19 protein-coding genes and 1 riboswitch are annotated in these 25,356 nt (G+C 71.8%); of the genes, 14 read left to right on the top strand and 5 right to left on the bottom strand.

Annotated elements, in window-relative coordinates; translation table 11 throughout:
- The first annotated feature begins 127 nt into the window (after nucleotides 1-127).
- Entirely contained in the window at nucleotides 128-1,264 is a 1,137-nt protein-coding gene (locus tag ACFQ7Q_RS01495; RefSeq protein ID WP_383548204.1) for a PP2C family protein-serine/threonine phosphatase, read from the top strand.
- A 14-nt stretch (nucleotides 1,265-1,278) separates the two neighbouring features.
- Here the strand turns inward: ACFQ7Q_RS01495 and ACFQ7Q_RS01490 are convergent, their stop codons facing one another.
- Nucleotides 1,279-1,806 carry a DUF3093 family protein gene (locus ACFQ7Q_RS01490; RefSeq protein ID WP_383548201.1) on the bottom strand — a complete coding sequence of 176 codons (528 nt, stop codon included), beginning with the start codon at nucleotides 1,804-1,806 and terminating at the stop codon, nucleotides 1,279-1,281.
- 164 nt (nucleotides 1,807-1,970) lie between these two features.
- Between ACFQ7Q_RS01490 and ACFQ7Q_RS01485 the strand changes: the two genes are divergently transcribed.
- Nucleotides 1,971-3,434, top strand: a complete 1,464-nt coding sequence (locus ACFQ7Q_RS01485; protein WP_383548198.1) for an FAD-dependent oxidoreductase — start codon at nucleotides 1,971-1,973, stop codon at nucleotides 3,432-3,434.
- Here the strand turns inward: ACFQ7Q_RS01485 and ACFQ7Q_RS01480 are convergent.
- Nucleotides 3,406-5,754, bottom strand: a complete 2,349-nt coding sequence (locus tag ACFQ7Q_RS01480; RefSeq protein WP_383548195.1) for a collagenase — start codon at nucleotides 5,752-5,754, stop codon at nucleotides 3,406-3,408. The two genes, ACFQ7Q_RS01485 and ACFQ7Q_RS01480, sit on opposite strands and share 29 nt — an antisense overlap.
- Before the next feature lie 254 nt (nucleotides 5,755-6,008).
- Between ACFQ7Q_RS01480 and ACFQ7Q_RS01475 the strand changes: the two genes are divergently transcribed.
- The 8 genes from ACFQ7Q_RS01475 (at nucleotide 6,009) to ACFQ7Q_RS01440 (ending at nucleotide 13,871) form a co-directional block, all read left to right on the top strand.
- Entirely contained in the window at nucleotides 6,009-7,202 is a 1,194-nt protein-coding gene (locus ACFQ7Q_RS01475) for an NAD(P)/FAD-dependent oxidoreductase (RefSeq protein ID WP_383548192.1), read from the top strand.
- 44 nt (nucleotides 7,203-7,246) lie between these two features.
- On the top strand, nucleotides 7,247-7,594 hold the full coding sequence (locus tag ACFQ7Q_RS01470) for a (2Fe-2S)-binding protein (protein ID WP_383548190.1): 348 nt from the start codon (nucleotides 7,247-7,249) through the stop codon (nucleotides 7,592-7,594).
- On the top strand, nucleotides 7,572-9,107 hold the full coding sequence (locus ACFQ7Q_RS01465) for an NAD(P)/FAD-dependent oxidoreductase (protein WP_383548187.1): 1,536 nt from the start codon (nucleotides 7,572-7,574) through the stop codon (nucleotides 9,105-9,107). The genes ACFQ7Q_RS01470 and ACFQ7Q_RS01465 overlap by 23 nt, the downstream gene beginning before the upstream one ends.
- Nucleotides 9,108-9,148: 41 nt before the next feature.
- Nucleotides 9,149-10,102 (top strand): dihydrodipicolinate synthase family protein, encoded by a 954-nt coding sequence (locus tag ACFQ7Q_RS01460; protein ID WP_383548184.1) that lies wholly within the window; start codon nucleotides 9,149-9,151, stop codon nucleotides 10,100-10,102.
- A gap of 12 nt (nucleotides 10,103-10,114) precedes the next feature.
- Nucleotides 10,115-11,116, top strand: coding sequence for a proline racemase family protein (locus ACFQ7Q_RS01455; protein ID WP_383548181.1), 1,002 nt, complete (start codon nucleotides 10,115-10,117; stop codon nucleotides 11,114-11,116).
- A 96-nt stretch (nucleotides 11,117-11,212) separates the two neighbouring features.
- On the top strand, nucleotides 11,213-11,929 hold the full coding sequence (locus tag ACFQ7Q_RS01450) for a GntR family transcriptional regulator (RefSeq protein WP_383548179.1): 717 nt from the start codon (nucleotides 11,213-11,215) through the stop codon (nucleotides 11,927-11,929).
- Between the two features lie 38 nt (nucleotides 11,930-11,967).
- Entirely contained in the window at nucleotides 11,968-12,225 is a 258-nt protein-coding gene (locus ACFQ7Q_RS01445; protein ID WP_383548176.1) for a LapA family protein, read from the top strand.
- Between the two features lie 11 nt (nucleotides 12,226-12,236).
- Nucleotides 12,237-13,871 carry a SpoIIE family protein phosphatase gene (locus tag ACFQ7Q_RS01440; RefSeq protein ID WP_383548173.1) on the top strand — a complete coding sequence of 545 codons (1,635 nt, stop codon included), beginning with the start codon at nucleotides 12,237-12,239 and terminating at the stop codon, nucleotides 13,869-13,871.
- A gap of 80 nt (nucleotides 13,872-13,951) precedes the next feature.
- Here ACFQ7Q_RS01440 and ACFQ7Q_RS01435 read toward each other — a convergent pair whose 3' ends face one another.
- The gene (locus tag ACFQ7Q_RS01435; RefSeq protein ID WP_383548170.1) at nucleotides 13,952-14,959 is read right to left on the bottom strand and encodes an AraC family transcriptional regulator ligand-binding domain-containing protein; all 1,008 of its coding nucleotides are present in this window, start codon (nucleotides 14,957-14,959) and stop codon (nucleotides 13,952-13,954) included.
- A 69-nt stretch (nucleotides 14,960-15,028) separates the two neighbouring features.
- Here ACFQ7Q_RS01435 and ACFQ7Q_RS01430 point away from each other — a divergent pair, with 69 nt between their 5' ends.
- The 4 genes from ACFQ7Q_RS01430 to ACFQ7Q_RS01415 all read left to right on the top strand — a co-directional run bounded on the left by ACFQ7Q_RS01430 (nucleotide 15,029) and on the right by ACFQ7Q_RS01415 (nucleotide 21,451).
- On the top strand, nucleotides 15,029-16,597 hold the full coding sequence (locus ACFQ7Q_RS01430) for a flavin-containing monooxygenase (RefSeq protein WP_383548167.1): 1,569 nt from the start codon (nucleotides 15,029-15,031) through the stop codon (nucleotides 16,595-16,597).
- Nucleotides 16,598-16,724: 127 nt separating this feature from the next.
- A complete protein-coding gene (locus ACFQ7Q_RS01425) occupies nucleotides 16,725-18,749 on the top strand; it encodes a phosphocholine-specific phospholipase C (protein WP_383548165.1) in 2,025 nt (674 codons plus the stop codon).
- Between the two features lie 301 nt (nucleotides 18,750-19,050).
- Nucleotides 19,051-19,210, top strand: a riboswitch (cyclic di-AMP (ydaO/yuaA leader).
- Between the two features lie 4 nt (nucleotides 19,211-19,214).
- On the top strand, nucleotides 19,215-20,105 hold the full coding sequence (locus tag ACFQ7Q_RS01420; RefSeq protein ID WP_383548162.1) for a transglycosylase SLT domain-containing protein: 891 nt from the start codon (nucleotides 19,215-19,217) through the stop codon (nucleotides 20,103-20,105).
- A 176-nt stretch (nucleotides 20,106-20,281) separates the two neighbouring features.
- A complete protein-coding gene (locus tag ACFQ7Q_RS01415; RefSeq protein ID WP_383548159.1) occupies nucleotides 20,282-21,451 on the top strand; it encodes a hypothetical protein in 1,170 nt (389 codons plus the stop codon).
- 112 nt (nucleotides 21,452-21,563) lie between these two features.
- Here the strand turns inward: ACFQ7Q_RS01415 and ACFQ7Q_RS01410 are convergent, their stop codons facing one another.
- Together ACFQ7Q_RS01410 and ACFQ7Q_RS01405 are read right to left on the bottom strand one after the other, a co-directional pair.
- Complete coding sequence (locus ACFQ7Q_RS01410) at nucleotides 21,564-22,736, bottom strand: hypothetical protein (protein WP_383548157.1); 1,173 nt, start codon at nucleotides 22,734-22,736, stop codon at nucleotides 21,564-21,566.
- A 154-nt stretch (nucleotides 22,737-22,890) separates the two neighbouring features.
- A complete protein-coding gene (locus tag ACFQ7Q_RS01405; protein ID WP_383548154.1) occupies nucleotides 22,891-25,167 on the bottom strand; it encodes a DPP IV N-terminal domain-containing protein in 2,277 nt (758 codons plus the stop codon).
- Nucleotides 25,168-25,356 lie beyond the last annotated feature (189 nt).

The following is a 25,356-nucleotide window of genomic DNA, read 5'->3' as shown; positions in this document are numbered from 1 at the left end:
GCGCCTGCCGCGAAGCGCCACCGACCTCGCCGAACGCCCCGCCGACGTCTCCCGCGGGCCCGGAAGGGCGCCGCGCCGGAGGGCCCGGCAACAGGACATGCCCCGCCACCTGCGGTATGCCTTTTCCATGGATCCCCGGCCGCGAGGCATCGCTCCCCGCCTCTCCCGGCGCGGTGGGCGGTTGCTTCTGGCCGCTCCCTTCGCGCTGATCGCGACGGTCACGGTGATGGACATCCTGCTGCCGCCGGAGGTCCACCTCGGCCCGTTCCTGATCGCGGCGCCGGCGGTGACGGCATCGTTCGCGGGTCCTCGGATGACGGCCTTCGTGGGCGCGATCGCGGTCCTCGCGCAGGCGGTGGTGGCGATCGCGCGGACGAGCCTGACGGACCTCAACCACACGTATCAGATCGCCGCGCTGATCCTGATCTCGATCATCGTCACCTTCTTCGCGTACCTGCGCGAGGCCCACGAGCGCAAGGTGACCCAACTGCGCTCCATCGCGCAGGCCGCGCAGAGCGTCGTCCTTCGACCGCTCCCCCGCCGGTCGGGCCCGCTGCGGATCGCGTCGATCTATCTGGCGGCCGAGGAGGAGGCGCAGATGGGCGGCGACCTGTACGCGGCCGCACGTACGGAGTCGGGGACGAGACTGCTGATCGGCGACGCCCGCGGCAAGGGGCTCGACGCGATCAGCGAGGCCTCGCTCGTGCTCGGCGCCTTTCGGGTCACCGCGCGCCGGGAGCGGGAGCTCCCCGAGCTGATCGGGCACCTGGAGGCCGGTGTCGGTTCGGCCGAGAGGGACGTGCGCGGGGACCGGGTAGGGATGTCCGTGGACGACGACGAGGCCCAGGAGGCGTTCGTCACCGCGCTGGTCCTGGACATCCCCGATCACGAACCGGTCGTCCGCCTCGTCAACTGCGGGCATCCCCCGCCGCTGCTCCTGCGGAAGGGACGGGTTCGCGCCCTCGACAGCGCCGAACCGAGCCCGCCGCTGGGGCTCGCGGACGTCCTGGCCCCCATGGTCGCCGTGGACTCCTTCCCGTTCGACGTCGGGGACGTGCTGCTGCTCTACACCGACGGTGTCGTCGAGGCACGCGGCCACGACCGGGTCTTCTACCCCTTGGTCGAGCGGCTCACGGCGTGGGCGGGGGACGATCCGCAGACCTTGCTCGGCCGTCTCCGGGACGACCTCCGCGCGTACGTGGGCGGCCACCTCGGCGACGACGCGGCGCTCGTCGCGGTCGAGCGGCTGGCACCGGAGCCGTAGGGCCTCGATGCTTCCTAGGACGCGGGGGTCAGTGCCCGGGCCAGTGCCGTGAGGAGGGCGGCGCCGTCGTGAGTCGCGATCGCGAGGCGTTCGCCCCGGTACGTGGTGACGACCACGCTGTCCATGCCCATCGGCACGGCCCAGCCGCCTCCCACCAGCCGCGGGGCGCCGTGGTCGACCGCCTGGAGGCCGGAGAGGGGGCTCTGCACCACACCGGCCGACGCGGCGTACCGCCGGGCGGGGCGGGGCTTCACGAGCCGTAGCGCCGCGTGGACGGAGACCGGGTCCACCTCGGCGAGGGGGATGCGCTCGCGCCCGACGCGGAGCACCCCGCCGCCCGGATCGACGCGGACGCGATGGTAGATCGCCTTCGAGATCGGGACAGCGATGCAGGGCACCAGAACCAGCAGGTAGGCCGCCGACACGAGCAGCCAGACGCCGGTGTCCTCGGGCAGCGCGTCCACCGCCAGCCGGACGACCATCACCAGGTAGACGGCCACGCAGAAGACGGTCCAGGTCTTGGGCAGCTTCTCGACGTACATGCGGGTTCCTCGATCTTCGACGGCTGGGTCCCATCCTCGGTACTTCGCGGGCCGTCGTCCTGAGTACCCGTACTCACTTCGCGGAGGTCGACGGCCGGGCGGCGCATGGCCGGCCGCCGGACGGGCACCCGCGGGGCAGGAGCCCCTTCGGGAAGGAGTGCGCCATGCCCGCGGACGCGCAGATCGGTACCCCGTACTGGATGCACGGCACGCCCTCTCCCGACCGCCCCGCCCTCGCCGACGACCTGACGACCGACGTCGTCGTCATCGGGGGCGGGATCGCCGGCCTGTGCACGGCACACGAGCTGGTACGCGCAGGACGTGAGGTGGTGCTGCTGGAGGCCGAGCGGGTCGCCGGCGGGGTCTCCGGCCACACCACCGGCAAACTCACCGCCCTGCACGGCCTCACCTACGCGCGGCTGCGCGACGCCCACGGCCTCCTCGCCGCCACCCGGTACGCCAGCGCGCAGCAGGAGGCTCTCGATCATGTGGTGAGCCTGTGCGCGGAGCTCGGCATCGACGCCGAGCTGGAGCGGGCACCGGCCTTCACCTACGTCACGGACGAGGAACGGGTCGGGGAGATCCGCGCGGAGGCGGCCGCGGCACTGGAGGCCGGGCTCGACGCGGCGTACGTGACCGAGACCGATCTGCCCTTCCCGGTCGCGGCGGCGGTGCGGCTGGACGGCCAGCTCCTCTTCCACCCGCGCAGGTTCCTGCTGGGTCTCGCCGACGATCTGGTCGCCCGGGGCGGCGTCGTCCACGAGCACACCCGGGTCACCGAGCTGCGGGAGTTCGCGGAGTGCAGGCTGGTCACGGAGGGCGGCGTGTCCGTCCACGCCGAGGACGTGGTCGTGGCGACGAACTTCCCGCTGGTCGTGCACAGTTCGCTGATCACCAGGCTGGCGGTTCGCCGGGAGCTGGTGGTCGCAGCCCCTGTCCCCGAGGCGACGGCGCCCGAGGGCATGTATCTGACGCCCGAGGACCGCACCCGGTCGGTGCGCACCGCCCCGTACGACGACGGCCGCCGGCTGCTCATCGTCACCGGCGAGGCCTTCGAGCCCGGTACCGATCACGCGGGCGAGCGGCTGGAGCGGCTGACCGCGTGGGCCGGCCGGACCTTCCCGGCCTTCGGCGCGTCCGGGACCACCTTCCGGTGGGCCGCGCAGGACGTGCGGTCGGCGGACCACCTTCCGTACGTGGGTCATGAGCACCCGGACACGCAGCATGTCTTCGTCGCCACCGGGTTCGGCGGCTGGGGCATGAGCAACGGGGTCATGGCGGGCCGTCTGCTGGCCGCCCATGTCACGGGCGCGCCGCGCCCCGACTGGACCGAGCTCTTCGATCCGCGCCGTCATCTGCCTCTGCGGGAGTTCCCGGACGTGGTGCGGGCGCAGGCGTCCGTGGCCCGGCACTACCTGATCGCGCGCGCCCCGCGCTGCACTCACATGGGCTGCGAGCTCGGCTTCAACGAGCTGGAGGACGCCTGGGAGTGCCCCTGTCACGGTTCGCGTTTCGCGGCGGCCGACGGGCGGGTGCTCCAGGGGCCCGCGACCCGCCCCCTTCAGGAGGCGGGTCCGGCCCTGGAGGGTGCGGGCGGGGTCAGCGGCGCAGCGGACCCTCGCACGTGAAGGCGGCCGTTCCGGCCCGGCCGCCGGTCCAGATCTCCACCGCGCCGAAGGAGCAGTTCATGTCGTTGAAGTTGTCTCCGCCGCTCCGGCTCCGGTCGAGGACGAAGTAGTCGACGGACTCGGACATGTCCTTGAAGACCCGGTCGGGGTCGGTGGCGTCGGCGAGGTTGGCGGTGATCCGGCCGTTGCAGACGAAGCGCGGCAGCAGCGGGTCGCCGGTTCCGGTGCAGCCGGGCGTGTTGCCGGTGGCGGCCGCGAAGGCGGACCGTATCTGGTCGGGGGTGGCGTGTCGCAGGCCGGCGGTCGGCTCGTGGGTGGTGTCGGGCACGAACAGCTCGTCGACCCGGGCGATCTGCCGGTCGAGGAAGGCGTCGTAGGCGGCTTGTGTCCCCGCGTCCTTGCCGACGGTGTCGCGCCAGGTGTCGTAGCCCCGGACGTCTCCCGCGCGGAGGTAGCCGTACATGGCGCGCAGCAGCGCGGGGCGCTCGGTCCACAGGTACTCGAAGAACGTGCCCGCGTAGCTGTAGAAGCGGAAGCCGTCGCCGTCGTAGGTGGCGTGCAGGATCTGGTCAACGGTCATGCGCGGGCCGCCCGAGGCGGTGTCCCTGATGACGCTCTGGACGAGTGACTTGCGGACGGCGATGCCGTCGTCGCGGGTGGCGCCGTCAAAGAACTCCGCGGTGCCCTCGTCCATGGCCGTGGTGCGGTCGTTCTCGTACCACGGTCCCTCGCCGAAGAAGCCGGGGACGGCGTAGCGGCCGTTGAGGTAGTGGACGTACTCGTGCCGGAAGAGCTCTTCGAGCGTGAGGCTGGAGTCCTGCGGCACCCGCCGCTGGTACGTGTAGAAGGTCGCGCCGCGCTCGATGTAGATGCCGCCGTTCTCGGTGCCCATCCCGGTGAGGATCGGGTGGTACGTCTCGTAGTCCTGGCGAGAGGCGTAGAGCACGATATTCAGGGCGGTGTTCGGGTCTCCGGCGAGCGGCTGCTCCGTGCCGAGCACCCGGTGGAACTGGGCCTTGACCTGCTTGCTCGCGTAGTAGAGCTGGTCGACGGTGGCGCGGTCGAGGCCGGTGCGGACCTTGATCGCCCCGTTGTCGTAGGTGTACGTGTGCGGGAAGATCCTCGCCTCGATGTCGGCCTTGCAGACCTTGTACGGCGCGCAGGCGTCGTAGAAGTTGAGCCAGCCGACGAGCGAGGCCCAGGGGGCGCTTCCCGTGCCGAAGCCGGTCTCGACCGGGCCGAGGAGCCCACCGAGGTCGGCGACGATCCTGCTCTTGAGGCTGTCGATCTGGCCGAAGCGGCCGTACTCCCCGAGGGCGTCGCGGACGACCCAGGCGTTGGGGGTGTTCCTGAGGTGCGTGTGGGTGGCGAAGTCCTTGAACGCCGCCCGGTAGCCCGCGTTCTGGGAGACGGCGGTACGGAACGCGGTGTCCTGGTTGCCGGGGTAGACGCCGAGGTAGTTGACCGAGAGCGCGGCGAGGGCCGCACCGCCCCAGCCGGGGTCGCCGGAGGTCTGCGGGTGGCCGGCGCCCATGCGGGCGAGGACCTGGGCGATCAGGCCGAGCTGGTGCTGTCGCAGGCCGGGGGCGCTGCCGGTGTACAGGGCCTCGCGGAGCGTCTGTGCGTTCTCCGGGGTGACGTCGAAGGTGTGTGAGGCGTAGGCGTAGGCCGCGGTGGCCGCGCGCATGGTCTCGACGGTGGGGGCGTCGGTGATGTCTATCTCGGAGCGGCTGAAGTCGTGGTAGGCCACCGCGTGGAGGTAGGTGAACATCTCCAGGAGGTGGGTGGAGTTCGTCCCGTCGTGGTCGGGGCTGAGGCCCTTGATCCGCCGGGCGACGGCCTGCACGTGCGCGTCCGACATCACGGGGGCGAGACGGGCGTCCCAGGTCCAGATCAGTCCGCGGAGGCAGCCGTCGGCCTCGACGGCGGGATCGGCGAGGAAGTCGGCGAGCTGGGCGGGGGTCAGCCCGGTGATGCCGTCGAGCGTGCAGGGCACGCCGGCCAGGGTGGTGGCCGCCGACGCGGCCCGGGTCCGGTCCTGGGGGATCGGGCCGCTCTGCGGGCCGGGGACACGTCCGGCGGTGACGCCGCGGGGTGCGGCGGCGGGTCCCGTCTTCGCCACGGGCGCCTCGGCGAGTCGGTCGACCTCGTCGTGCGGGTTCGGGGCGTAGGCCGCCGGGGCGGTCGGGCCGGCGTTCCGGGGCGCGAAGGTGGCCGGTGTCGGGGCGGCGGCCTGCGCCGAGTACGCGAGCGGGGCGGTGAGGCCGGTGGCGAGCACTGCGGCGAGAAGGGTCGTGCGCACGGCTCTGTGCTGGGACACGAAGTCTCCTGTGATGGGGGGTGAACTTCCCTTGAGGGCAGGGCTGTTGACATGACGCTGCCCTGAACATGACATGTAACATAGCAATGTGAAATTGCACTGAGAAGCCTTATGCATCGTCAGATTCCGCGAGCCGCACATCGCTTGACGGTCCGGCGCCGTGAGGAGCAGCTCCGAACCGTGCGCGAAAGCCGTTGCGGACAGGGCCTGTTGGGCCTCTTGGCAAGCTCAGTGGAGTGTGAAATATTACTGCCGTGCCCACGAGACACCTCTCCGCGGCGACCGACGTCATCATCGTCGGCGCCGGAATGATCGGCGCGGCCTGCGCTTACTACGCCGTACGCGCGGGCCTCTCCGTCACCGTCCTCGACCGCGGCCCCGTCGCGGGCGGCACGACCGGCGCCGGTGAGGGCAACCTCCTGGTCTCCGACAAGGAGCCGGGGCCCGAGCTGGACCTCGCGCTCCTGTCGAACCGCCTGTGGCGCGAACTCTCCCCCGCTCTGCGGACGGAGGCCGAGTTCGAACCCAAGGGCGGCCTGGTGGTCGCCTCGGACGAGAGCGGGCTCGAAGCCCTGCGCCGGTTCGCGAAGGCGCAGGGCTCGGCCGGCGTCGAGGCGTACGAGATCCCCGGTGAGGGGCTCCACGACCTGGAGCCCCATCTCGCACCGGGCCTCGCGGGCGCGTTCCACTACCCGCAGGACGCGCAGGTGCAACCGGCGCTGGCAGCGTCCCGGCTGCTGCGCGCCTCTCGCGCCACCGTCCGCACCGGCGCGGAGGTCACCTCCGTCCTCACCGGTGCGGACGGTTCCGTGCGCGGGGTACGGACCTCCGGGGGAGGCGCGCTGTACGCCCCGTACGTGGTGAACGCGGCAGGAAGCTGGGGCGGCGCGCTTGCCCGACTGGCCGGCACGGAGCTGCCGGTCCTTCCCCGCCGCGGCTTCGTGCTGGTCACCGAACCGCTGCCGCGCGTGGTGCGGCACAAGGTGTACGCGGCGGACTACGTCGCCGACGTCGCGAGCGACTCCGCCGCTCTGCAGACCTCGCCGGTCGTCGAGGGAACTCCGGCGGGGCCGGTCCTGATCGGTGCGAGCCGGGAGCGCGTCGGCTTCGACCGGACACTCTCCACACCGGCCCTGAGCCGACTGGCCCAGGGTGCCGCGCGGCTGTTCCCGGTGCTCGCCGGCGTGCGGGTGACGCGGGCGTACGCGGGCTTTCGCCCGTATCTGCCGGATCATCTTCCGGCGATCGGTCCGGACCCACGCGTTCCCGGTCTCCTCCATGCCTGCGGACACGAAGGCGCCGGGATCGGACTGGCGCCGGCGACGGGCCTGTTGATCTCCCACTTCCTGACCGGGACCGCGCCGCCGATGGACGCCCGCCCCTTCCGCCCGGAACGCTTCTCCGACTCGGCAGGGCGCTCCGCCCGGCCGCCCGGGGCGGCGCCATGACCCGGGACGACCCGTCCACCGTTCCCCTTCGGCTGGGAGTGCGCATGATCCGTCGCCTCAGGCACCGCGTGAGCCGTGCCCGTACCCCGCGTTCGCTCGTCGACGCCCGGCCCGGGCCGGAGATCACGTTCACGTTCGACGGGCGGCCCGTCACCGCGCTGCCCGGGCAGTCGATCGCCGCCGCGCTCTGGGCCGCGGGGATCCTCTCCTGGCGGACGACGCGCGTCGGCGGGAAGCCGCGCGGGGTGTTCTGCGGGATCGGCCAGTGCTTCGACTGTCTGGTCACGGTCGACGGCCGCCCGAATCGGCGTGCCTGTCTCGTGCCGGCGGGGACGGGCGACGTCGTCACCACCCAGGAGGGACACGGCCGTGCCGAACTCGACGCCCGCTAGCGACCACCCGGACCCACCGACGGCATCGGTTACGTACGACGTGGTCGTCGTCGGTGCCGGGCCCGCCGGGCTCGCGGGGGCCGTCACCGCCGCCGAGCGCGGTCTGTCGGTGGCGCTGCTCGACGGTGACCCCGGGCTCGGCGGCCAGTTCTACCGGCAGCCCGTGGCCTCCCTCGGAGCCGCGCGGCCGGAGGCGCTGCACCACGACTGGGCGGCGTTCGACGGGTTGCGGCGGCGGTGGGAGGCGAGCGGCGGCGTCCATCTGCCCCGGCACCACGTCTGGACCGTGGCTTCGGAGCGGACCGCCGCGCCGGGGGCGGGCGCGGACGGCGCTTCCTGGGCCGTGCATGCCGTCACCGGGGCCGACGGGGACGGCGACCGGCCCGCGGTGGTGCGGGGTCGGGCCGTCCTGCTGGCGACCGGTGCGGCCGAGCGCCAACTTCCTTTCCCCGGCTGGACCTTGCCGGGTGTGATCGGTGCGGGCGGTGCACAGGCGATGCTCAAGTCCGGGCTCGTGCTGCCCGGCGGCCGGGTCGTGGTCGCGGGCAGTGGCCCGCTACTGCTCGCCGTGGCCTCCTCCCTGGTGGCGGCGGGAGCCCGGGTACCCGCCGTGGTCGAGGCGTCGGGGTATCTCGGCTACGCCCGGCGCCCCGGCGTACTGGCCGCGGGCCCGGGCAAGTTGGCGGAAGCCGTCGGGCACGTGGCGCCGCTGGCGTTGAACGGTGTGCGCCCGTACGCGCGGCATGCCGTCGTCCGCGCGCACGGCGCCGAGCGGGTGGAGGCGGTGACCGTCGCCCGCCTGGACGGCGACTGGCGGCCGGTGCCCGGCACCGAGCGGCGGATCGCCTGCGACGCGGTGGCCGTGGGCCACGGTCTCGTTCCCCGGATCGACCTGGGCACGGCCCTCGGCTGCGCCACCCGCACCACGCCGGACGGTGCGACGGCTCTCGTGGTCGACGCCGGGCAGCGGACCACGGTCGCGGGCCTCTGGTCGGCGGGCGAGACGGCCGGTGTCGGCGGCTCCCGACTGGCCGTGGTCGAGGGCGAGTTGGCCGGTGCGGCGATCGCGGCACGCCTGCGCGGCGCGGGCGTCGGGGGGCCGTCGGGACGGACGCGGTCGCTGCTGCGTGCGCGCGCCCGGCTGCGGGCCTTCGCCTCGTTGATGTCCGCCGCGCATGCCCCGTCCGACGGCTGGTGCGGTCCGGGCGGCTGGCTCGACGACGACACGGAGGTATGCCGTTGCGAGGAGGTCGACGCGGGGCGCGTCCGCGAGGCGGTCGAGCGGCTGGGCGCGGGCGACGCCCGCGCGGTGAAGCTGCTGACCCGGGCGGGCATGGGCTGGTGCCAGGGGCGGGTGTGCGGGACCGCCGTCGCCTGCCTCGCGCGCGGGGGTGCGGCGCGGGACGCCGTTCTCCCCGGCTCCCCCGAACGCCGGCCGCTGGCCGTCCCGGTGACGCTCGGCGCGCTCGCGGCGCTCGAACACGAGCCGGACCGTCGACGGGACGGCGAATGACCCCGTACCGACAGAGACGTAACTGACGATCCATCAGTAACATGTCACATCTCACTGACGAAGGGCTTCATGTGACCGTCACCCCCGCCCCTGCCGACTGGACCGCCACGCGCCCCTGGCGCGGCATCATGGTCGCCACCGCCCTCCCCTTCCGTGACGACGACCTCACCGTCGACCACGACGCCTACGCCGCGCACGTCCGATGGCTCCTCGACAACGGCTGCGACGGCGTCGTCCCGAACGGTTCGCTCGGCGAGTACCAGACCCTCGGCGACGAGGAGCGCGCCCGGGTCGTCCGTACGGCCGTCGAGGCGGCCGGCGACGGAGCTCGGGTGATGCCCGGGGTCGCGGCCTACGGCAGCGCAGAGGCGCGCCGCTGGACCGAACAGGCCGCCGAGGCGGGCTGCGGATCGGTCCTGCTGCTCCCGCCCAACGCCTACAGGTGTGACGCCCCGGCCGTGCGCGCTCACTACGCCGAGGCCGCCGGTGTCGGGCTGCCGGTCGTCGCGTACAACAATCCGCACGACACCAAGGTGGACCTGACCCCCGAGCTGCTCGCCACGCTCCACGCGGACGGACACATCGTCGCGGTGAAGGAGTTCAGCGGCGACGTCCGCCGGGCGTACGAGATCGCCGAACGCGCCCCGGAACTCGACCTGTTGATCGGCGCCGACGACGTCCTGCTCGAACTGGCCGTCGCGGGCGCGGTCGGCTGGGTCGCCGGCTACCCCAACGCCTTCCCGGCCTCCTGCGCGGAGCTGTACCGTGCGGCCGTCGCCGGCGACCTCGAGCGCGCCCTGCCGCTCTACCGCGCGCTGCACCCGCTGCTGCGCTGGGACTCGAAGACGGAGTTCGTCCAGTCGATCAAGCTGTCCATGGACATCGCGGGCCGGCGCGGCGGCCCTTGCCGCCCACCGCGCTCGCCGCTCGCCGGCATCACCGAGGCCGAGGTCCGCGCCGCCACCGAGAAGGCCGTCGCCGACGGCCGGCACTGAGAGGAGCCCGTCGTGCGCACCCGTCATGTGTTCCACGCCGTCGACTCGCACACCGAGGGCATGCCCACCCGTGTCATCACCGGCGGTGTGGGACCCGTCCCCGGCGCCACCATGGCAGAACGCCGGCTGCACTTCATCGAGCACATGGACCGCCTCCGAACCCTGCTGATGTACGAACCCCGCGGTCACGCCTCCATGAGCGGGGCGATCCTGCAGCCGCCGACCAGGCCGGACGCCGATGTCGGCGTGCTGTTCATCGAGGTGTCCGGCCTGCTGCCGATGTGCGGGCACGGCACGATCGGGGTGGCGACCGTGCTGGTGGAGACCGGGATGGTGCCGGTCGTGGAACCGGTGACCACCGTCCGCCTCGACACCCCCGCCGGCCTGGTGCGCGCGGAGGTACGGGTGGAGGGCGGCGCCGCGAAGGCGGTGACGCTGACCAACGTGCCCGCGTTCTGTGCCGGCCTGGACCGCGAGGTGAAGGTGCCCGGCTTCGGCACGGTCCCCTACGACCTGGCCTTCGGTGGCAACTTCTACGCGTTCGTCGATCTGGACGCGCTGGGGCTGCCGTTCGACCGCGATCGCAAGGACGAGCTGCTCAGGGCGGGGCTTGCCATCATGGAGGCGATCAACACCGACGACCGGCCCGTCCACCCGGTCCGGCCGGAGATCGGCGGCGTCAAGCACGTCCATCTCACCGCGCCCGGCTCGGACGCGCGCCACTCGCGCCACGCCATGGCCATCCATCCTGGTTGGTTCGACCGCTCTCCCTGCGGCACGGGAACGTCCGCGCGCATGGCGCAACTCCATGCCCGCGGTGAGCTGCCGCTGCACCGGGACTTCGTCAACGAGTCCTTCATCGGGACCCGGTTCACCGGTCGGCTGGTCGAGGAGACCGAGGTGGGCGGCGTGCCCGCGGTGGTGCCGACGATCACGGGGCGCGCGTGGCTCACGGGCACCGCGCAGTACTTCCTCGACCCGGAGGACCCCTTCCCCGGCGGGTTCCTGCTGTGAGCTGTCACGCGCCGTGAAAACGTGAAATTGTACGGTGGTGCGGCGCCACGCCCCGGCGGCCGGACGGCGCGACAAGCGGAAGTCGGAGAACGGCACATGGGCCATCTGAAGCAGAGTCATCTGATCACCACTCGGGAGCGCCTGCGCGACCAGGTGGCCCACGCTCTGCGAGCGGCGCTGATCTCCGGCGAGCTCAAGCCCGGCGAGGTGTACTCGGCGCCGGGTCTGGCCGAGGACTTCGGGATCTCGGCCACTCCGGTACGGGAGGCGATGCTCGACCTGGCCCGTGAGGGCCTGGTCGAGCCGGTGCGCAACAAGGGCTTCCGGGTCACCGAGGTCAATGAACGCGACCTCGACCAGTACACGGACATCCGGCTGCTCATCGAGGTGCCGACGGTGGGCCGGGTGACGCTGACTGCGGACCGTGACGAGCTTCGGGCGCTGCGGCCGATCGCGGAGGAGATCGTGGCGGCGGCCCGCGCCCACGACCTCATCGGCTATCTGGAGTCCGACCGCCGCTTCCATCTCACGCTGCTCGGCCTCTCGGGCAACGAACGCCTGGTGGAGACGGTCGGTGACCTGCGCAAACGATCCCGGCTCTACGGCCTGACGGCACTGGACGAGCGGGGTGAGCTGCTCCCCTCCGCGGAGGAGCATCTGGAGCTGCTCGACTTCATGCTGGCGGGTGACGCGATGGGCGCCGAGGCCTGCATGGTCCGGCATCTCAGCCACGTACGGTCCCTGTGGGCGCGGGACGAAGCCCGTACGGCACCGGCCGCCGTGACGCCTGCTCCGCGCAGCGCGACCGGGTGAGGTCGAGCTCCTGGGCAAAACAGCTGATAATGGACCTCATGAGCCGTAAGGCAGCAGCTCCGTCCCATCCGCCGTCGACCCTGTCCTACAAGGGCCGGGACATGCGTCTGCGCACGATCGGATTCGTGGTCCTCGCGGTTGCCGCGATCTGGTTCATCGCCGCGAACACGGGGTCGGTCACGATCAGACTGTGGATCCCCACGGTCACCCTGCCGCTCTGGTGCGTCCTCACGGTCACGCTCCTCGTCGGAATGGTCCTCGGCCTGTACATCGCCCGTCGGCGCGCACGGCGCTGACAGGTCCACGCATGGGCGACACGGAACCGCGGCTGGACCGCGGCGAGGCGCTCGCCGTCACCGGCGTGGGCTGCTTTCTGTGGGTGCCGGCCACCGGACGGCTGATCCTCGACCCCGTGGGCCGTGACGCCCTCGATCTGTTCCCCGAGGAGTACCACGGGCTGGCCGCCGACCTCCGGCCCAAGATCCTCCGGGACGACTGGACCCTGCTGACGGGTCTCGCCGCGGAGCTGCGGGGCGGCCGCAAGGACGCGTACAGCGCCTACTTCCGCGTGGCCCTGCACGACGGCCGCAGCCGCTGGACACACGTTCGGGGGAACGTCGTGCACGCGGGCGCGAACAGGCCCACCCGGGTGGTGGGGGTGGTCCGTGACGCCACCCTGGACCTTTCGCCCTCCTCGGTCCGCCCCCCGGCCGACGAGGACAGCGACCACCTGCACACTCTGGGCGAGGCGGCGATCGCACTGGCCCGGGCGATGAGCGTGTGCGAGGTCGCCGCGGTCCTCGGCGACGAGCCGTCCCTGCGCAGGCTCGGGGTGAAGGCCATGTCACTCGCCGTGCTCGAGCAGGGACGGCTCCGGCTCGTCCGCTCGGTACTGTCCCTGGGCGACGCCGAGCCCCCGCAGAAGTCCCGGCTCGCCGACTCCTGGCCGCTGAACGACGTCGTACGCTCCGCCAGGCCGCTCTACTTCACCTCCGTGCCCGACTTCCTCGACCGCTACCCGGGGCTGAGGCCGCACCAGCACGGCTTCCACGCGACGGCCGCCGCGTTCCTTCCGCTGGTCGAGCAGGGGCAGCCGCTCGGCGCCCTGGGCATGTTCTACGACAACACGAACTCGTTCTCCCTCGCGGACCACACCCTGATGACCGCGTGGTCGAAGGCGGTGGCCCGGGCCCTGCACCGGGTCACCATGCTCGACCGTTCGAGGGAGATCGCCGCGGGTCTGCAGAACGCCATGCTGCCGCGCAGGATCCCCGAGACCCCCGGCGGCCGGATCACCGTGCGGTACCGGACCGCTCGGCAGGGGGTGCGGGTCGGCGGGGACTGGTATGACGCGGTGACACTGTCCGACGGCGCGGTGGGCGTCGCCATCGGGGACGTGCAGGGCCATGACACCGAGGCCGCGGCACTCATGGGGCAGTTGCGCGTGGCCATGACCGTGTACGCGGCAGAGGGCCATCCGTGCGAGTGGGTCCTCGCCAAGGCGTCGGCGTTCCTCGCCGAGCTGGGCGCCGACCGCTTCGCCACCTGTCAGTATCTGCGGATCACTCTCGCCACCGGCGCGGTCGAGGCGGCCAACGCCGGTCATCCGCTGCCGCTGCTGCGTCGTACCGACGGCACGGTGGACCGACTGGAGCTGACCGGCGGGCCACCCCTGGGACTCCCCGCCGAGTGGGACCTCACGCCGTACGCACCGACGACGGCGCGGCTCGCCCCCGGCGAGACCCTGCTGCTGTACAGCGACGGACTGGTCGAGCGGCCGGGCGAGGACATCGACGGCGGCCTGGACAGGCTGGCCGCGGCGTTCTCGGCCGGCCCGGCCGATCTGGAGGAGCTGGCCGACCATCTCCTCGACACGCTCACCCCCGGCCCGCATGCGGAGGACGACGCCGCGCTGCTGATGCTGCGCTGCGACGGGTCGTAACCGCCGTGGCTCAGGTGGCGGGGGCGCCGAGGCTCAGGCGGCGGGGCGCCGTGGCTCACGTGGCGGGGGGGCGCCGTGTTTCAGGCGGGGACACCGTGGCGGCGGGCCTCCTTGGGGGTCGTGCCCCACCATCTGCGGCAGCAGCGGTTGAGGGCCGACTGTTCGGAGAGGGCGAGCAGTCCCGCGATCTGGCCGAAGGGAAGGTCGGTGGCGGTGAGATAGCGGCGGGCGGCGCGTCGCCGTTCCTCGTCGAGGAGGGCGGCGAACGTGGTGTCCTGCTCCGCGAGCCTGCGTTGGAGCGTGCGGGGGTGGAGGTTCAGCAGGTCGGCGACGGTCGCGATCGTGGGAACCGACGTGCCCAGCGACTGGCGGACGGCGGCACGGACCCGGGTGGGGAGGTCAGGGCTCCCGCCGGGGGTGTGCTCGGCCAGGAACGCGAGCGCCAGGTCCCGCAGATGGGTGTCACCGCCGGCGAGCGGACGGCTTTCGAGCGTGTGCGGCACGCGCAGCAGGGCGGCGGGCCGCCCCGTGCGTACGGGTACGCCGTAGAAGTCCTCATAAACCGACACGGGCGCGGCCGGTACGTGCGGCAGCTCCACCGTGCACAGCCCGTACGGTCCGGTCAGGAACATGATCGAGCGGTGGATGAAGCCGAGGCTCAGTTCCAGCGCCTGCGGCGGGAACTCCCGCCCGGGCGCGACGCCCAGTCCGAGCGCCACGATGCCGGGTGTCCCGTACGGATCCGGCTCCAGGCCGAACCGCATGGATTCGGTGTGGACGAAGAGATAGCGGACGGTGCATGCGAGAGCGTCGCCGAGAGTGGGCGAGTTCTGGATGGCGAGCGCCAGGGCGCCGAGCAGCCCGAGCTCCTGACGTGCCGCCATGCGCAGGCCGAGGTCGGGGCAGCCGAGCTCGGCCGCGGCGAGTTCCAGGACGGTGGCGACGGCTTCGTCCTCGACCAGGAGGTCGTCGGAGTCGAGGGCCGCGAGGGGCAGATTCACCCTTCGTACGAACTCCTCGGCGTCGCCTCCGAGCTCCGCGACGGTCGCACGGAAGCCCCGCAGACCGGCGGACCTGATCACTGGCATGTCGCCCAGGGTCAAGAATCTGTCGTCCGGAGTCAATTCCTGCTCCGTGTTGCTTCCGACACTAGGTACATGACGACGAGCACCGGTCCATCGACCACGCCCCCTGCATCCGACGCACTGCCCGAGCACATCGACGTCGTGGTCGTCGGGGCCGGCCTGTCCGGCGTCGGTGCGGGCTACCGGCTCCGAACGGAGTGCCCGGACCGCTCCTACGCGATCCTCGAGGCCCGGCAGAGCATGGGTGGGACGTGGGACCTGTTCCGCTACCCGGGTGTGCGCTCCGACTCCGACATGTTCACGCTGGGGTACCCGTTCAAGCCGTGGCGGGACTCCAAGGTGCTCGCCGACGGCGCGTCCATCCTCGGCTACATCAAGGAGACGGCGGCCGAGTTCGGCATCGACCGGCACATCCACTACGGCACGCGGGTCCTGGCCGCCGACTGGTCGTCGCCGACCGCCCGGTGGACGCTCACGCTGGAGCGCACCGACGCGGGCGGCGAGGTCACACGGCAGACCCTGACCTGCGACTTCCTCTACACCTGCGCGGGCTACTACAACTACGAGCGAGGGCACTCCCCCGACTTCCCGGGGATCGATTCGTTCGAGGGGCGGGTCGTGCACCCGCAGTTCTGGCCCGCGGACCTCGACCACACCGGCAAGCGCGTGGTCGTCATCGGCTCCGGGGCGACCGCGGTCACTCTCGTGCCCGCCATGGCCGGCCGGGCCGCGCATGTGACGATGCTCCAGCGCACCCCCACCTGGATCAGCTCGCTCCCGTCGAGGGACGTGGTGGCCGACGCCGTGCGGGCGGTGCTGCCGGCGAAGGCGGCGCACCGGGTCGTCCGTACGAAGAACATCCTGTTCACCATCGGCGTGTACCAGTTCTGTCGGCGCGCGCCCAGGACGGCACGCCGTGTCCTGAGCGGGCTGAACCAGCGGGTCCTGCGGGACAAGGGGCTGATCCGGGAGCATCTGACGCCCAGCTACGACCCTTGGGACCAGCGGCTCTGCGCCGTACCGGACGCCGATCTCTTCCATGCCCTGAAGAAGCGCGAGGCCGAGATCGTCACCGCCCGCATCGATCGTTTCGTTCCGGAGGGGATCCGGCTGACATCGGGCCGGGTGCTGGAGGCGGACGTCGTCGTGACGGCCACCGGACTCGAACTGCAGGCCTTCGGCGGCATCGAGCCGACCGTGGACGGCCGACCGGTGAAGCTGTCAGACCAGTTCGTGTGGCAGGGCACGATGCTCACCTCGGTCCCCAACTTCGCCTTCTGCATCGGCTACACGAACGCCTCCTGGACGTTGCGCGCCGACCTCACCTCGCGCCTCGTCTGCAAGGTGCTCAACCACATGGGCGGTCGGCGGTACGCGGCGGTGGTGCCCAAGCCGGAGGGCACGCTGCGCGAGCGTCCCCTGCTCGACCTGGCCTCGGGCTACGTCCGGCGCTCGATCGACGCGTTCCCGCGCCAGGGCGACCGGAGCCCGTGGAAGGTCCGCCAGAACTACGTCCTGGACGCGGCGACGACGATGCGCACGAATCTGGACCGCACCCTGGCGCCGATCCCCCTCGCGGAGGTGCTCGCGGCCCGGACGGCCGGGGAGCAAGTCATTGGTCTGCCCGCTCACCAATCATAGGCGGAGAACCCACCACTCCTCGGAAGTTCACTCAAGAATTACCGCACGGATCTATACCTTTAGGCCGCCCTCCCCCATCCTTTCCTCGATGTGCCGCTGGGGCACGCAGTGACGCGAGAGGCGGGGCATGACTCCCATCAGTCGCAGGGGATTCGTCGGGATCGGGGCAGGTCTCATGGCGGGCGCCGCGCTCCCCCCGGGCACGGCATCGGCCACCGCAGCGGCCGCCACCGGTACGCTCACCGACGTCAAGCACGTCGTGATCCTCATGCAGGAGAACCGCAGCTTCGACCACTACTTCGGCAGGCTGCGGGGGGTCCGCGGCTTCGGCGACCGGGCCGCGGGCAACATCCCGGGCGGCTGGGGAACGTTCAACCAGCCCAACTGGGGCGGCCGTCAGCACCCGTGGAAGCTGAGCGCCACCCCGCCCGCCGGGGGCGTCGACGGCGAGACCCTGGCCCAGTGCAACGGCGACCTTCCGCACAGCTGGACCTCGCAGCACGCGGCGTGGAACAAGGGCCGTATGGACAACTGGGTGACGGGCGTCGGCAACACCCGCACCCTCGGCTATCTCGACCGCGGCGACATCCCGTTCCACTACGCCCTCGCCGACAACTACACGATCTGCGACGCGTACTTCTGCTCGGCGCTCAGCGCCACGGGCCCCAACCGCACCTTCCTGTGGAGCGGCAGGATCGACGCCTCCAGCAAGGACGGCGGCGACGAGTCCGGGCTCACCTGGGAGACGTACGCCGAAGCGCTCCAGCGCGCCGGGGTGAGCTGGAAGGTCTACCAGAACGCGCAGGACAACTACGGCGACAACGGCCTCGCGTACTTCAAGAAGTTCACCGACGCGCGACCGGGCGACCCGCTGTACGACCGCGGCATGGGGTCGGTCCCCAAGGTCACCGGCTCGACCCCGGACGACATCGCCGCCGCGATCCGTGCCGACGTCCTCGCCGGCACGCTCCCCCAGGTCTCCTGGGTCGTGGCCAACGAGGCCTTCTCCGAGCACCCGTACGCCCCGCCCGGCGACGGCGCGCACTTCGTGGACCTCGTCTACCGCGCGCTCGCCGCGAACCCGGAGGTGTTCGACGGGACGGTCCTCTTCCTCAACTACGACGAAAACGACGGCTTCTTCGACCACGTGCCGCCGCCGGTCGCCCCGCCCGGCACCCCCGGCGAGTATCTCGACGGCGTCCCGATCGGTCTCGGCTTCCGGGTCCCGATGCTCGTCATGTCCCCCTGGACGCGCGGCGGGTGGGTCAGCTCCGAGGTCTTCGACCACACCTCCGTCCTGCGGTTCATGGAGACCTGGACGGCCGCCCTCGGCACCCCCGCCGCCTGCCCGAACATCAGCGCATGGCGGCGCAAGGTCACGGGTGACCTGACCGGGGTCTTCGACTTCGCGCACCCCGTCTTCGGCGTTCCCTCGGGGCTCCCCTCCACCGCCAAGGTGATCGGGCAGTCGACCTGCGGCCCCCTGCCCAACCCGGTCCCGCAGGACAACGCCCTGCCCGCTCAGGAGACCGGAACCCGCCCGGCGCGCGCCCTGCCGTACCAGGTGAACGGCAACCTCGACCGGTTCGAGTTCGGCGCGGCCGGCAAGATCCTGGCCTGGTTCTCCATGACGAACCAGGGCACGCAGGCGACGCGCGCCGCGCACTTCACGATCCACCCGCACCAGCACCGGGACACGGCGGCCTGGCAGTACACCGTGGACCCGGGCGCGACGTCCACGGACTACTTCAACATCGGGCTCGGGTCCGGGTCGGGCAAGTACGACATCTCGATGATGGGCCCCAACCGCTTCCTGCGACGCTTCATCGGCGACGCCTCGAAGCCGGGCAAGGCCGTCGAGGTCGCGGCGCGCTTCGCGACCGAGCCGGGCACGGGGAAGACGGCGATCCACTTCAGGATGACCAACAGCTCCGCCGGTCCGGTGACCTTCACGATCCGCTCGAACGCCTACCGCTCCGACGGACCGTGGACGTACACGGTGGCGGCGAACTCCTCGCGCGAGGACTACTTCAACGCCGTGGCGTACCACAACGGCTGGTACGACTTCACGATCCTCGCCGACATCGACGGCACCTGGTCGCGCCGCTACACGGGCCACATCGAGACCGGCACCGCGAGCATCACGGGCTGACACACAACCGCACTTCCCACCAAAAGGGGCACAAGGGTCTTTATTAGCCCTTGTGCCCCTTTTCTCAACTCAGCTGAATTTACCGTAATGACCGATTTGATGCCCCTGGTGAGATGAATCACCCAAAGGGCCTTCAGTGATCTCCTCGCACCTTCCGTCCCCTTACCCCTCAAGGAAGTTCAGCGGGCCGGATGCCGCGAAGAACGCCTTCGCGAATTACCCACGTGCGAGACGTCTTGTTTCTGTCGACATTTCTCGCCTACGGTCACCTCGACCCGGACGGATCGCCTAATCCTGCCACCGTCCGAAAAGACCGATCATTCACCCGAAGGCAGGAGCGGGGGACCCACTATTCGCCGGTCCGGATTCTCCGGAGCGGCTCGGGGTGAAGTCGCACGTGTGCGGCCGGGCATCTCCAGCCCGAACCCGACAGCTCACCCCGCAGGCGCCGGAGAGGAATGCATCATGCCCGCACACGGTAAGCACCGGCGCCCCAAGCGACGTCCCCTGACCCGCGGTATCACCCTCGCGAGCACGGGTGGCGCCGCACTGGCCCTGCCCCTGGTCGCCACGGCCACCGCCCACGCGACGCCCCAGGCCGCCCCCGCGACCGCCCCCGTCGCGAAGACCGTCTTCAGCGCCCCCGCGAAGATCGCGGAATCAATTCCGGCAGCCCAGAATTCCGCCGCCAAGACCTATAAGGTCGTCCGCGGCGACTCCCTTTCCGTGATCGCACACGAGCAGGATGTCCAGGGCGGCTGGAAGGCCCTGTACCGTGCGAATCGCAGCGCCGTGGGTGACAACCCGTCACTTATCCACCCTGGGCTCAAGCTGAAGCTCAGCGGGAATTCCGCCACCGCTCCGAAGCAGCCCAAGCAGTCGAAGTCCTCGGCCCGTTCGGACGCCGACAGGGCCGACCGCTCGCAGCAGCGGAGCGCCGCTCCCGCCAAGGCCGCTCCCGCGAAGCCCGCCGCCGCGGCTTCCGCGAAGGCCGCCGCCGCGCCCAAGGCCCAGGCCGCCCCGGCGAAGATGTACGCCGACAACCTCGACGGCTGGATCCGCGAGTCGCTGGACGTCATGGCGCGCTACGGGATCCCCGGCTCGTACGAGGGCATCCACCGCAACATCATGCGCGAGTCCTCGGGCAACCCGCAGGCCATCAACCTCTGGGACTCGAACGCCGTCAAGGGCACCCCGTCCAAGGGTCTCCTCCAGGTCATCGAGCCGACCTTCCTCGCCTACCACGTGCCGGGCACGTCGATGGACCTCTTCGACCCCGTCGCCAACATCACCGCGGCCTGCAACTACGCCGCGGACCGCTACGGCTCCATCGACAACGTCAACGGGGCGTACTGACCCCCGCTCCGCGTCGACTCCACGCCCCGGCCCCGGTTCCTCATGGGCCGGGGCTTCGGCGTTCCGGCGAAGCGGCATGGGGCATTCCGTACCCACGCGACGTACTTGGCGTGCAGCATGGGCGACTGATGATCCGCGGCGGGGATCGCGGATCCCGTCCCTGGGGGGAACGACGCATGAAGAGAACGCTTGCCGTGTGCGCGGCCGCGGCCGCGCTGGCCGGGCTGCTCACGGCCGCAGGTCCGGCCGTGGCACAGACGCCGGGCGCCGACGCCGACGGTGATTCCGGCGCCGCACGATGCACGTCCGGCCCGACCGTACTGCCCTCGCTCCCGCCGGACGCCCGCGGCGGGATCTCCACCGAGGGCGTGCACGATCTCGGCCCGCGCGGCCTGGCCGTGGGCGCGAGCGGCGGCCTGCCCGTGTACTGGAGGGGTGAGCGGCTCCACCGGGTGCCGCTGCCCGAGGGTTACGACGAGGGCGCGGTCCGGGCCGTCAACCGGCAGGGGCTCATGGCCGGCTGGGTGGGCCGCCGCTCCGACGGTTCGACCGCCCTGTTCAGCTACCGCCCCGGCGCCGCGTCGGTGCGGCTGTTCTCCGTGGGTGTGGCACGGGCCGCATCCGATGTGGACGTCGACGACGCCGGGCGGATCGCGGCCGTCGACGCCGACGGCACGGCGAAGGTGTGGCGGGACGGGAATGTCACGCGGGTCCTGGCGCTGCCGCCGGACGCGGGGCCCGGCACGGTCGTGACGCGGGTCACCGCAGTCAACGCGCGCGGGGATGTGATCGGCGCGGCCGAGCAGGCGTACGACGGCCCCGACGGTTTCACCTGGAGTTCCTTCCCCGTCCTGTGGCCCGCGGACGGCGGGCCGGCCCGCGCGCTGCCGGTCGCCCGCGCGGAGTATCTGGTCCACAACATGGCCGAGGGCATCGACGACACGGGGCGGGTCGTCGGGTACGTGTCGGTCAGCGATCAGTTCGACCCGGAGGGCGAGCCATGGACCTGGACGCCCCCGTACCAGGATCACGGCTCGTCCCCCGGCGTCCTGGCCGGGCAGGAGGAGGGCGAGTTCGGGGCGATCAGCCCGACGACGGGCGTCGCGGTCGGCACGGCGACGACCCACAGGGAGGGCGCCCCGGTCCTGCCCTACCAGGCACAGTTGTGGCCGGGCCACGGCCCGGTCCTCGCACTGCCGTCGCTCGCCGCGGACCGCGACGCGACGGCCCGCGCCGTCTCCGACGACGACCGGGTCGGCGGAGTCGCCGTGGACGCGTCGTGGGTCGCGCATCCGGTCGTCTGGACCTGCGCGAGCCGTCAGGCGTACGCACCCCAGGGCTCGTAGCGCGACCGGCAGACGACAGGTGGGGCGCGGACGGGACACCAGGGTCCGCGCCCCGGACCCGGTGAGGGGCACGGACAGGACAGGCCGGGTCCGCGCCCCTCACCGGATCAGGTCAGGCGTCGAGCCGGGGCCGGGAGGACTCCGGTACCAAGGTCGTGGCGGCCGTGGTCTCCGTGCGGCCCACGGACACCCGGAGCGTCACGGCGGCCGCGACCCCGCCCACCAGGCCCCAGGTCACCGCGGCCGGGACGCCGCCGCCGAGGACGGCGGACATGTGCAGGATCCCCCAGCGCAGGCCGGATCCGTCCGTCGCGATCCGCAGCAGCTGGCTCGCCAGCAGAGCGACGACGGTCGCGCAGACCGCGCCCGCCGCCATCGCCGGGACGGTGACCCTGGTCAGCAGCACGGGCAGCCGTCGCAGCGCCCACCACACGACGACGAGAATCAGCACGTCGGCGGCCCGGTACAGGAGCCAGTCGCCGAGCTGCACGCCCGCCGGGCTGTCCCAGGCGCCGAGCAGCAGCCAGGTGCGCAGGAGGTCCCCCGGCTCGGCGAAGAGCCCGCCGTCCGGGGAGACCGTCTGGATGGCGGCGGCGACCGGCTGGTACGAGAGGACCACCAGGGACAGGGCGATCGCAGCCGTCCCGACGGTGGCGGCCAGGCGGGCGGCCCGCGCCGGGACCACCTCCTGCGGCAGCGGTCCGGCACCCTTCGCGGTGATCCGCGCGACGAGCACGGTCGCCAACGCCGTGACCAGTGCGGTCGCGACCAGGGCCTGCCGCCCGGTGGCGATCACGCTCGCCAGCTGGGGCAGGAGACGGTAACTGCCTCGCCCGTGCGAGGCGATCAGCCACGGTGCGGAGACGGTGACCGCCAGCGTCCCGGCCACCAGACCCCAGGCCCACAGTGCGAGCAGCGCGGCGGTCAGCCTGCCCCGTACCGGTGGCAGCCTGCGGATCAGGAGCAGCGCCCCGGGCACGAAGAAGGCGAACACCGCGAAGAACCGGATCTGCATCGCGGTGGAGTACAGGCCGAGATAGCGGCCGGCGTCGGTCGCGGCCGAGTCCCCGATCGCGCCGGACTCGGCGTCGAACCGGACCGAGGCCGGAGGCTCGTACGACCAGGGAAGCAGCCAGCGCTCGAGCTCGGCGGCGGCCTGACCGCCGAGGACGTCGGTGGAGCCGGGCAGGTGCAGTGCCTGCGCACTCGCCCCCGCCCACCACAGCAACGCCGTGAGCAGCAGCCCTCCCATCAGTGCCGGTATCGCCGCGCGTCGATAGGTCATGTCCGTCCCCCGTGTTGGTCCAACCCGTGCTTCGCCTTGTCGGGTGGAGGTTACGGGTTCTTGATCACACACGCGTCAGGGGCCCACCCACGACGCGCCCGGTGTCGTTGTGCCGGAGGAGGGCGAAGACGTCCTCCTCCGGCACCCGCCCCCCTCAGCCGAACAGCTCGCCCAGCAGCTCGGGCCCGATGGCTATGGGGGCCGGACGGTACGCAGGGGGCTGCGTACCCATCAGCTCGCGCACCAGGTAGTCCCAGCAGCGGGTGCGGACGTGGGCCAGGCAGTCGATGAACGTGTGCTCGGCGCCGGGCACGATGTGCAGCTCGAAGTCCTTGCCGGCGGCGAGGAGACGGTCGGCGAGCCGCAACGTCTGCTCCGGGTGGACCTGGTCGTCCATCTCGCCGTGGACGAGCAGCAGTTTGCCCGCCAGCCGGTCCGCCAGGTCCAGGTTGGAGGTGCGGGCCCATGCCTCGGGATTGTCCGCGCCGTCGTAGGTCTCCACGAACCCCGGGTTGAAGTGGGGGGCGTCGTGCGATCCGGAGAGGGCGACTCCGACCTTGTACAGCTCGGGGAAGTCCAGCATCGCCCGCGCCGCGGCGAACCCGCCGCCGGAGTGGCCGAGCACTCCCGTCCGGTCCAGGTCCATCCAAGGCCGGGTCTCGGCCAGCTGTCGCAGCGCGGCAGCGTGGTCGGCCAGACAACCCGCGTCGGCCAGGTGACCGTAGGAGGCGTCGTGGAAGGCCTTGCTGCGGCCCGGGGTTCCTCGCCCGTCCAGCGCCACCACGACGAAGCCGAGTGCCGCGAGCGGTTCCGCGTCGAGGCCCATGCCGCCCGGGTCGAAACACGGGGCGACCCGGGTGACCTGCGGGCCGGGGTAGACGTTGTCCACCACCGGGTAGCGCTCAGCGGGGTCGAACCCCCGCGGCCGGTACAGCACCCCGTAGATGTCCGTCACGCCGTCGGCCGCCTTGACGCGGAAACGCTCCGGCGCCGTCCAGCCGGTGGCGATGAGCTTGCCGATGTCGGCACGCTCCAGCTCGACGAGGACCCGCCCGCTCCAGTCACGGACGCTGGTCACCGGCGCGATGTCGACGGTGGACGCGGCGTCGATGAAGAACCCCCGGTCGTCCCCCATGGTGACGATGTGGTCCAGCGCGTCGTCCGTGACCTTGGCGAAGCCGGAGCCGTCCAGGCCGACACGGCACACGGTGCGCCGGTACGGATCCTCGTCCACCAGACCACTGGCGATGAAGTACACCACCCGCTCGTTCTCGTCGACGCGCAGGATCTGCCGTACCGCCCACTGCCCGGAGGTGACCTGCCCGAGCAACGCGCCGGAGGTCAGGTCGTACCGGTACAGGTGGCCCCAGCCGTCCCGCTGCGAATACCACAGGACTTCGTCGGCACGGAGGTGCACGATCGGCGGCTCGTACAGCGACTGGTTGGGCTCCACCCGGGTGGCCCCGGTCTCGCTGAGCACCGTGGCGACCTCGCCGGTGACCGGGTCGAGGCGGTACAGCGTGAGCGTGCGCAGATCGCGGGGTCGGCCGAGGTAGTAGACCGCGGAGCCGTCCGGAGCCCACCACGCCCACTTGGCCGTGATCGGCGACATCACCGGCATGAGCAGCGGGTCGGCCTGCGCGCGGACCACGGTGCCCTCGGCGACGTCCAGCACGACCAGTTCGGCCTGCGGCAGGTTCTCGTCCCCGGTGTAGGCGAACCGCTGGGTGTGGAGGCGAGGCGCGCCGCCGTCGGCGGGCCGGGCCTCCACGAGGTGGGTCCGTCGGACACTGCGCTCGTCGGTCCGGTGCGCGAGGACCTTCGTCGAGTCGGGCGACCACGCCACCGCCGGCGGCAGGTGCGGGAGACCTATCTTGCGCAGCAGGGTGCCGTTGCTCGTGCACTCCGGGCCGTAGCCGTACCCGTGGTCGGGCTCGCCGTCGGTGGTCAGCGCCCACTCCTGCCCGTCGGTCAGCGAGCGCGCCCACAGGTCGTGCCCCCGCCTGGACACGGCGACCTTCCCGTCGGGCGACGGTACTTCGAGGGGGTTGCCCGGCGGGGTGAACTCGGCCCGCTCACAGACATAGCCGTCCAGTTCGCAGCGCCAGTACTCGCCGAGCGCGAAGAACTCCACGGCGTTCCCTGCCCATTCGATGCCCATGAACGGCAGGGCTTCAGGGTCGACCTGCTGCCCGGAGGCGTCGGCCAGCGCGGTGGCGAGCAGGGTGTGGTCGAAGGCCGGCTCGCACGTGCCCGCCGCCGGGTCGACCAGCTCGAACCGTCGGCCGGCACCGTTGCTCACCGCGTACCAGAACCGGGCGCCCCCGTCGATCCACTGCGGCCTGACCTTGTCGCCGACGACGAGCTCGCCGGGACGGGCGGGACGGCGCAGGAGCTGCTCGGCGGCCTGGTAGTCCTGAGTGGTACTCATACTTCTTGTCCGTCCTTGGTGTTGATCGGTAATGATCTTGATCGAGGCGCGCGATGGTGCCTCGGGGAGCGACGGGCACTCCGTCGCCCCGCCGTTTCTGATGATGGAAAGCTACGTTGCGTTTAGGATTACTGCAACACATTCGTCGCGAAGAATCGACATCTCTGCAGGTAGGAACAGGGGAATCGT

This window comes from Streptomyces sp. NPDC056527, from assembly GCF_042794475.1.
In the GTDB taxonomy this organism is placed as follows: domain Bacteria; phylum Actinomycetota; class Actinomycetes; order Streptomycetales; family Streptomycetaceae; genus Streptomyces.
The sequence above is the reverse complement of the archived record's forward strand: the minus strand, read 5'-3'. Positions and strand labels throughout refer to the sequence as shown.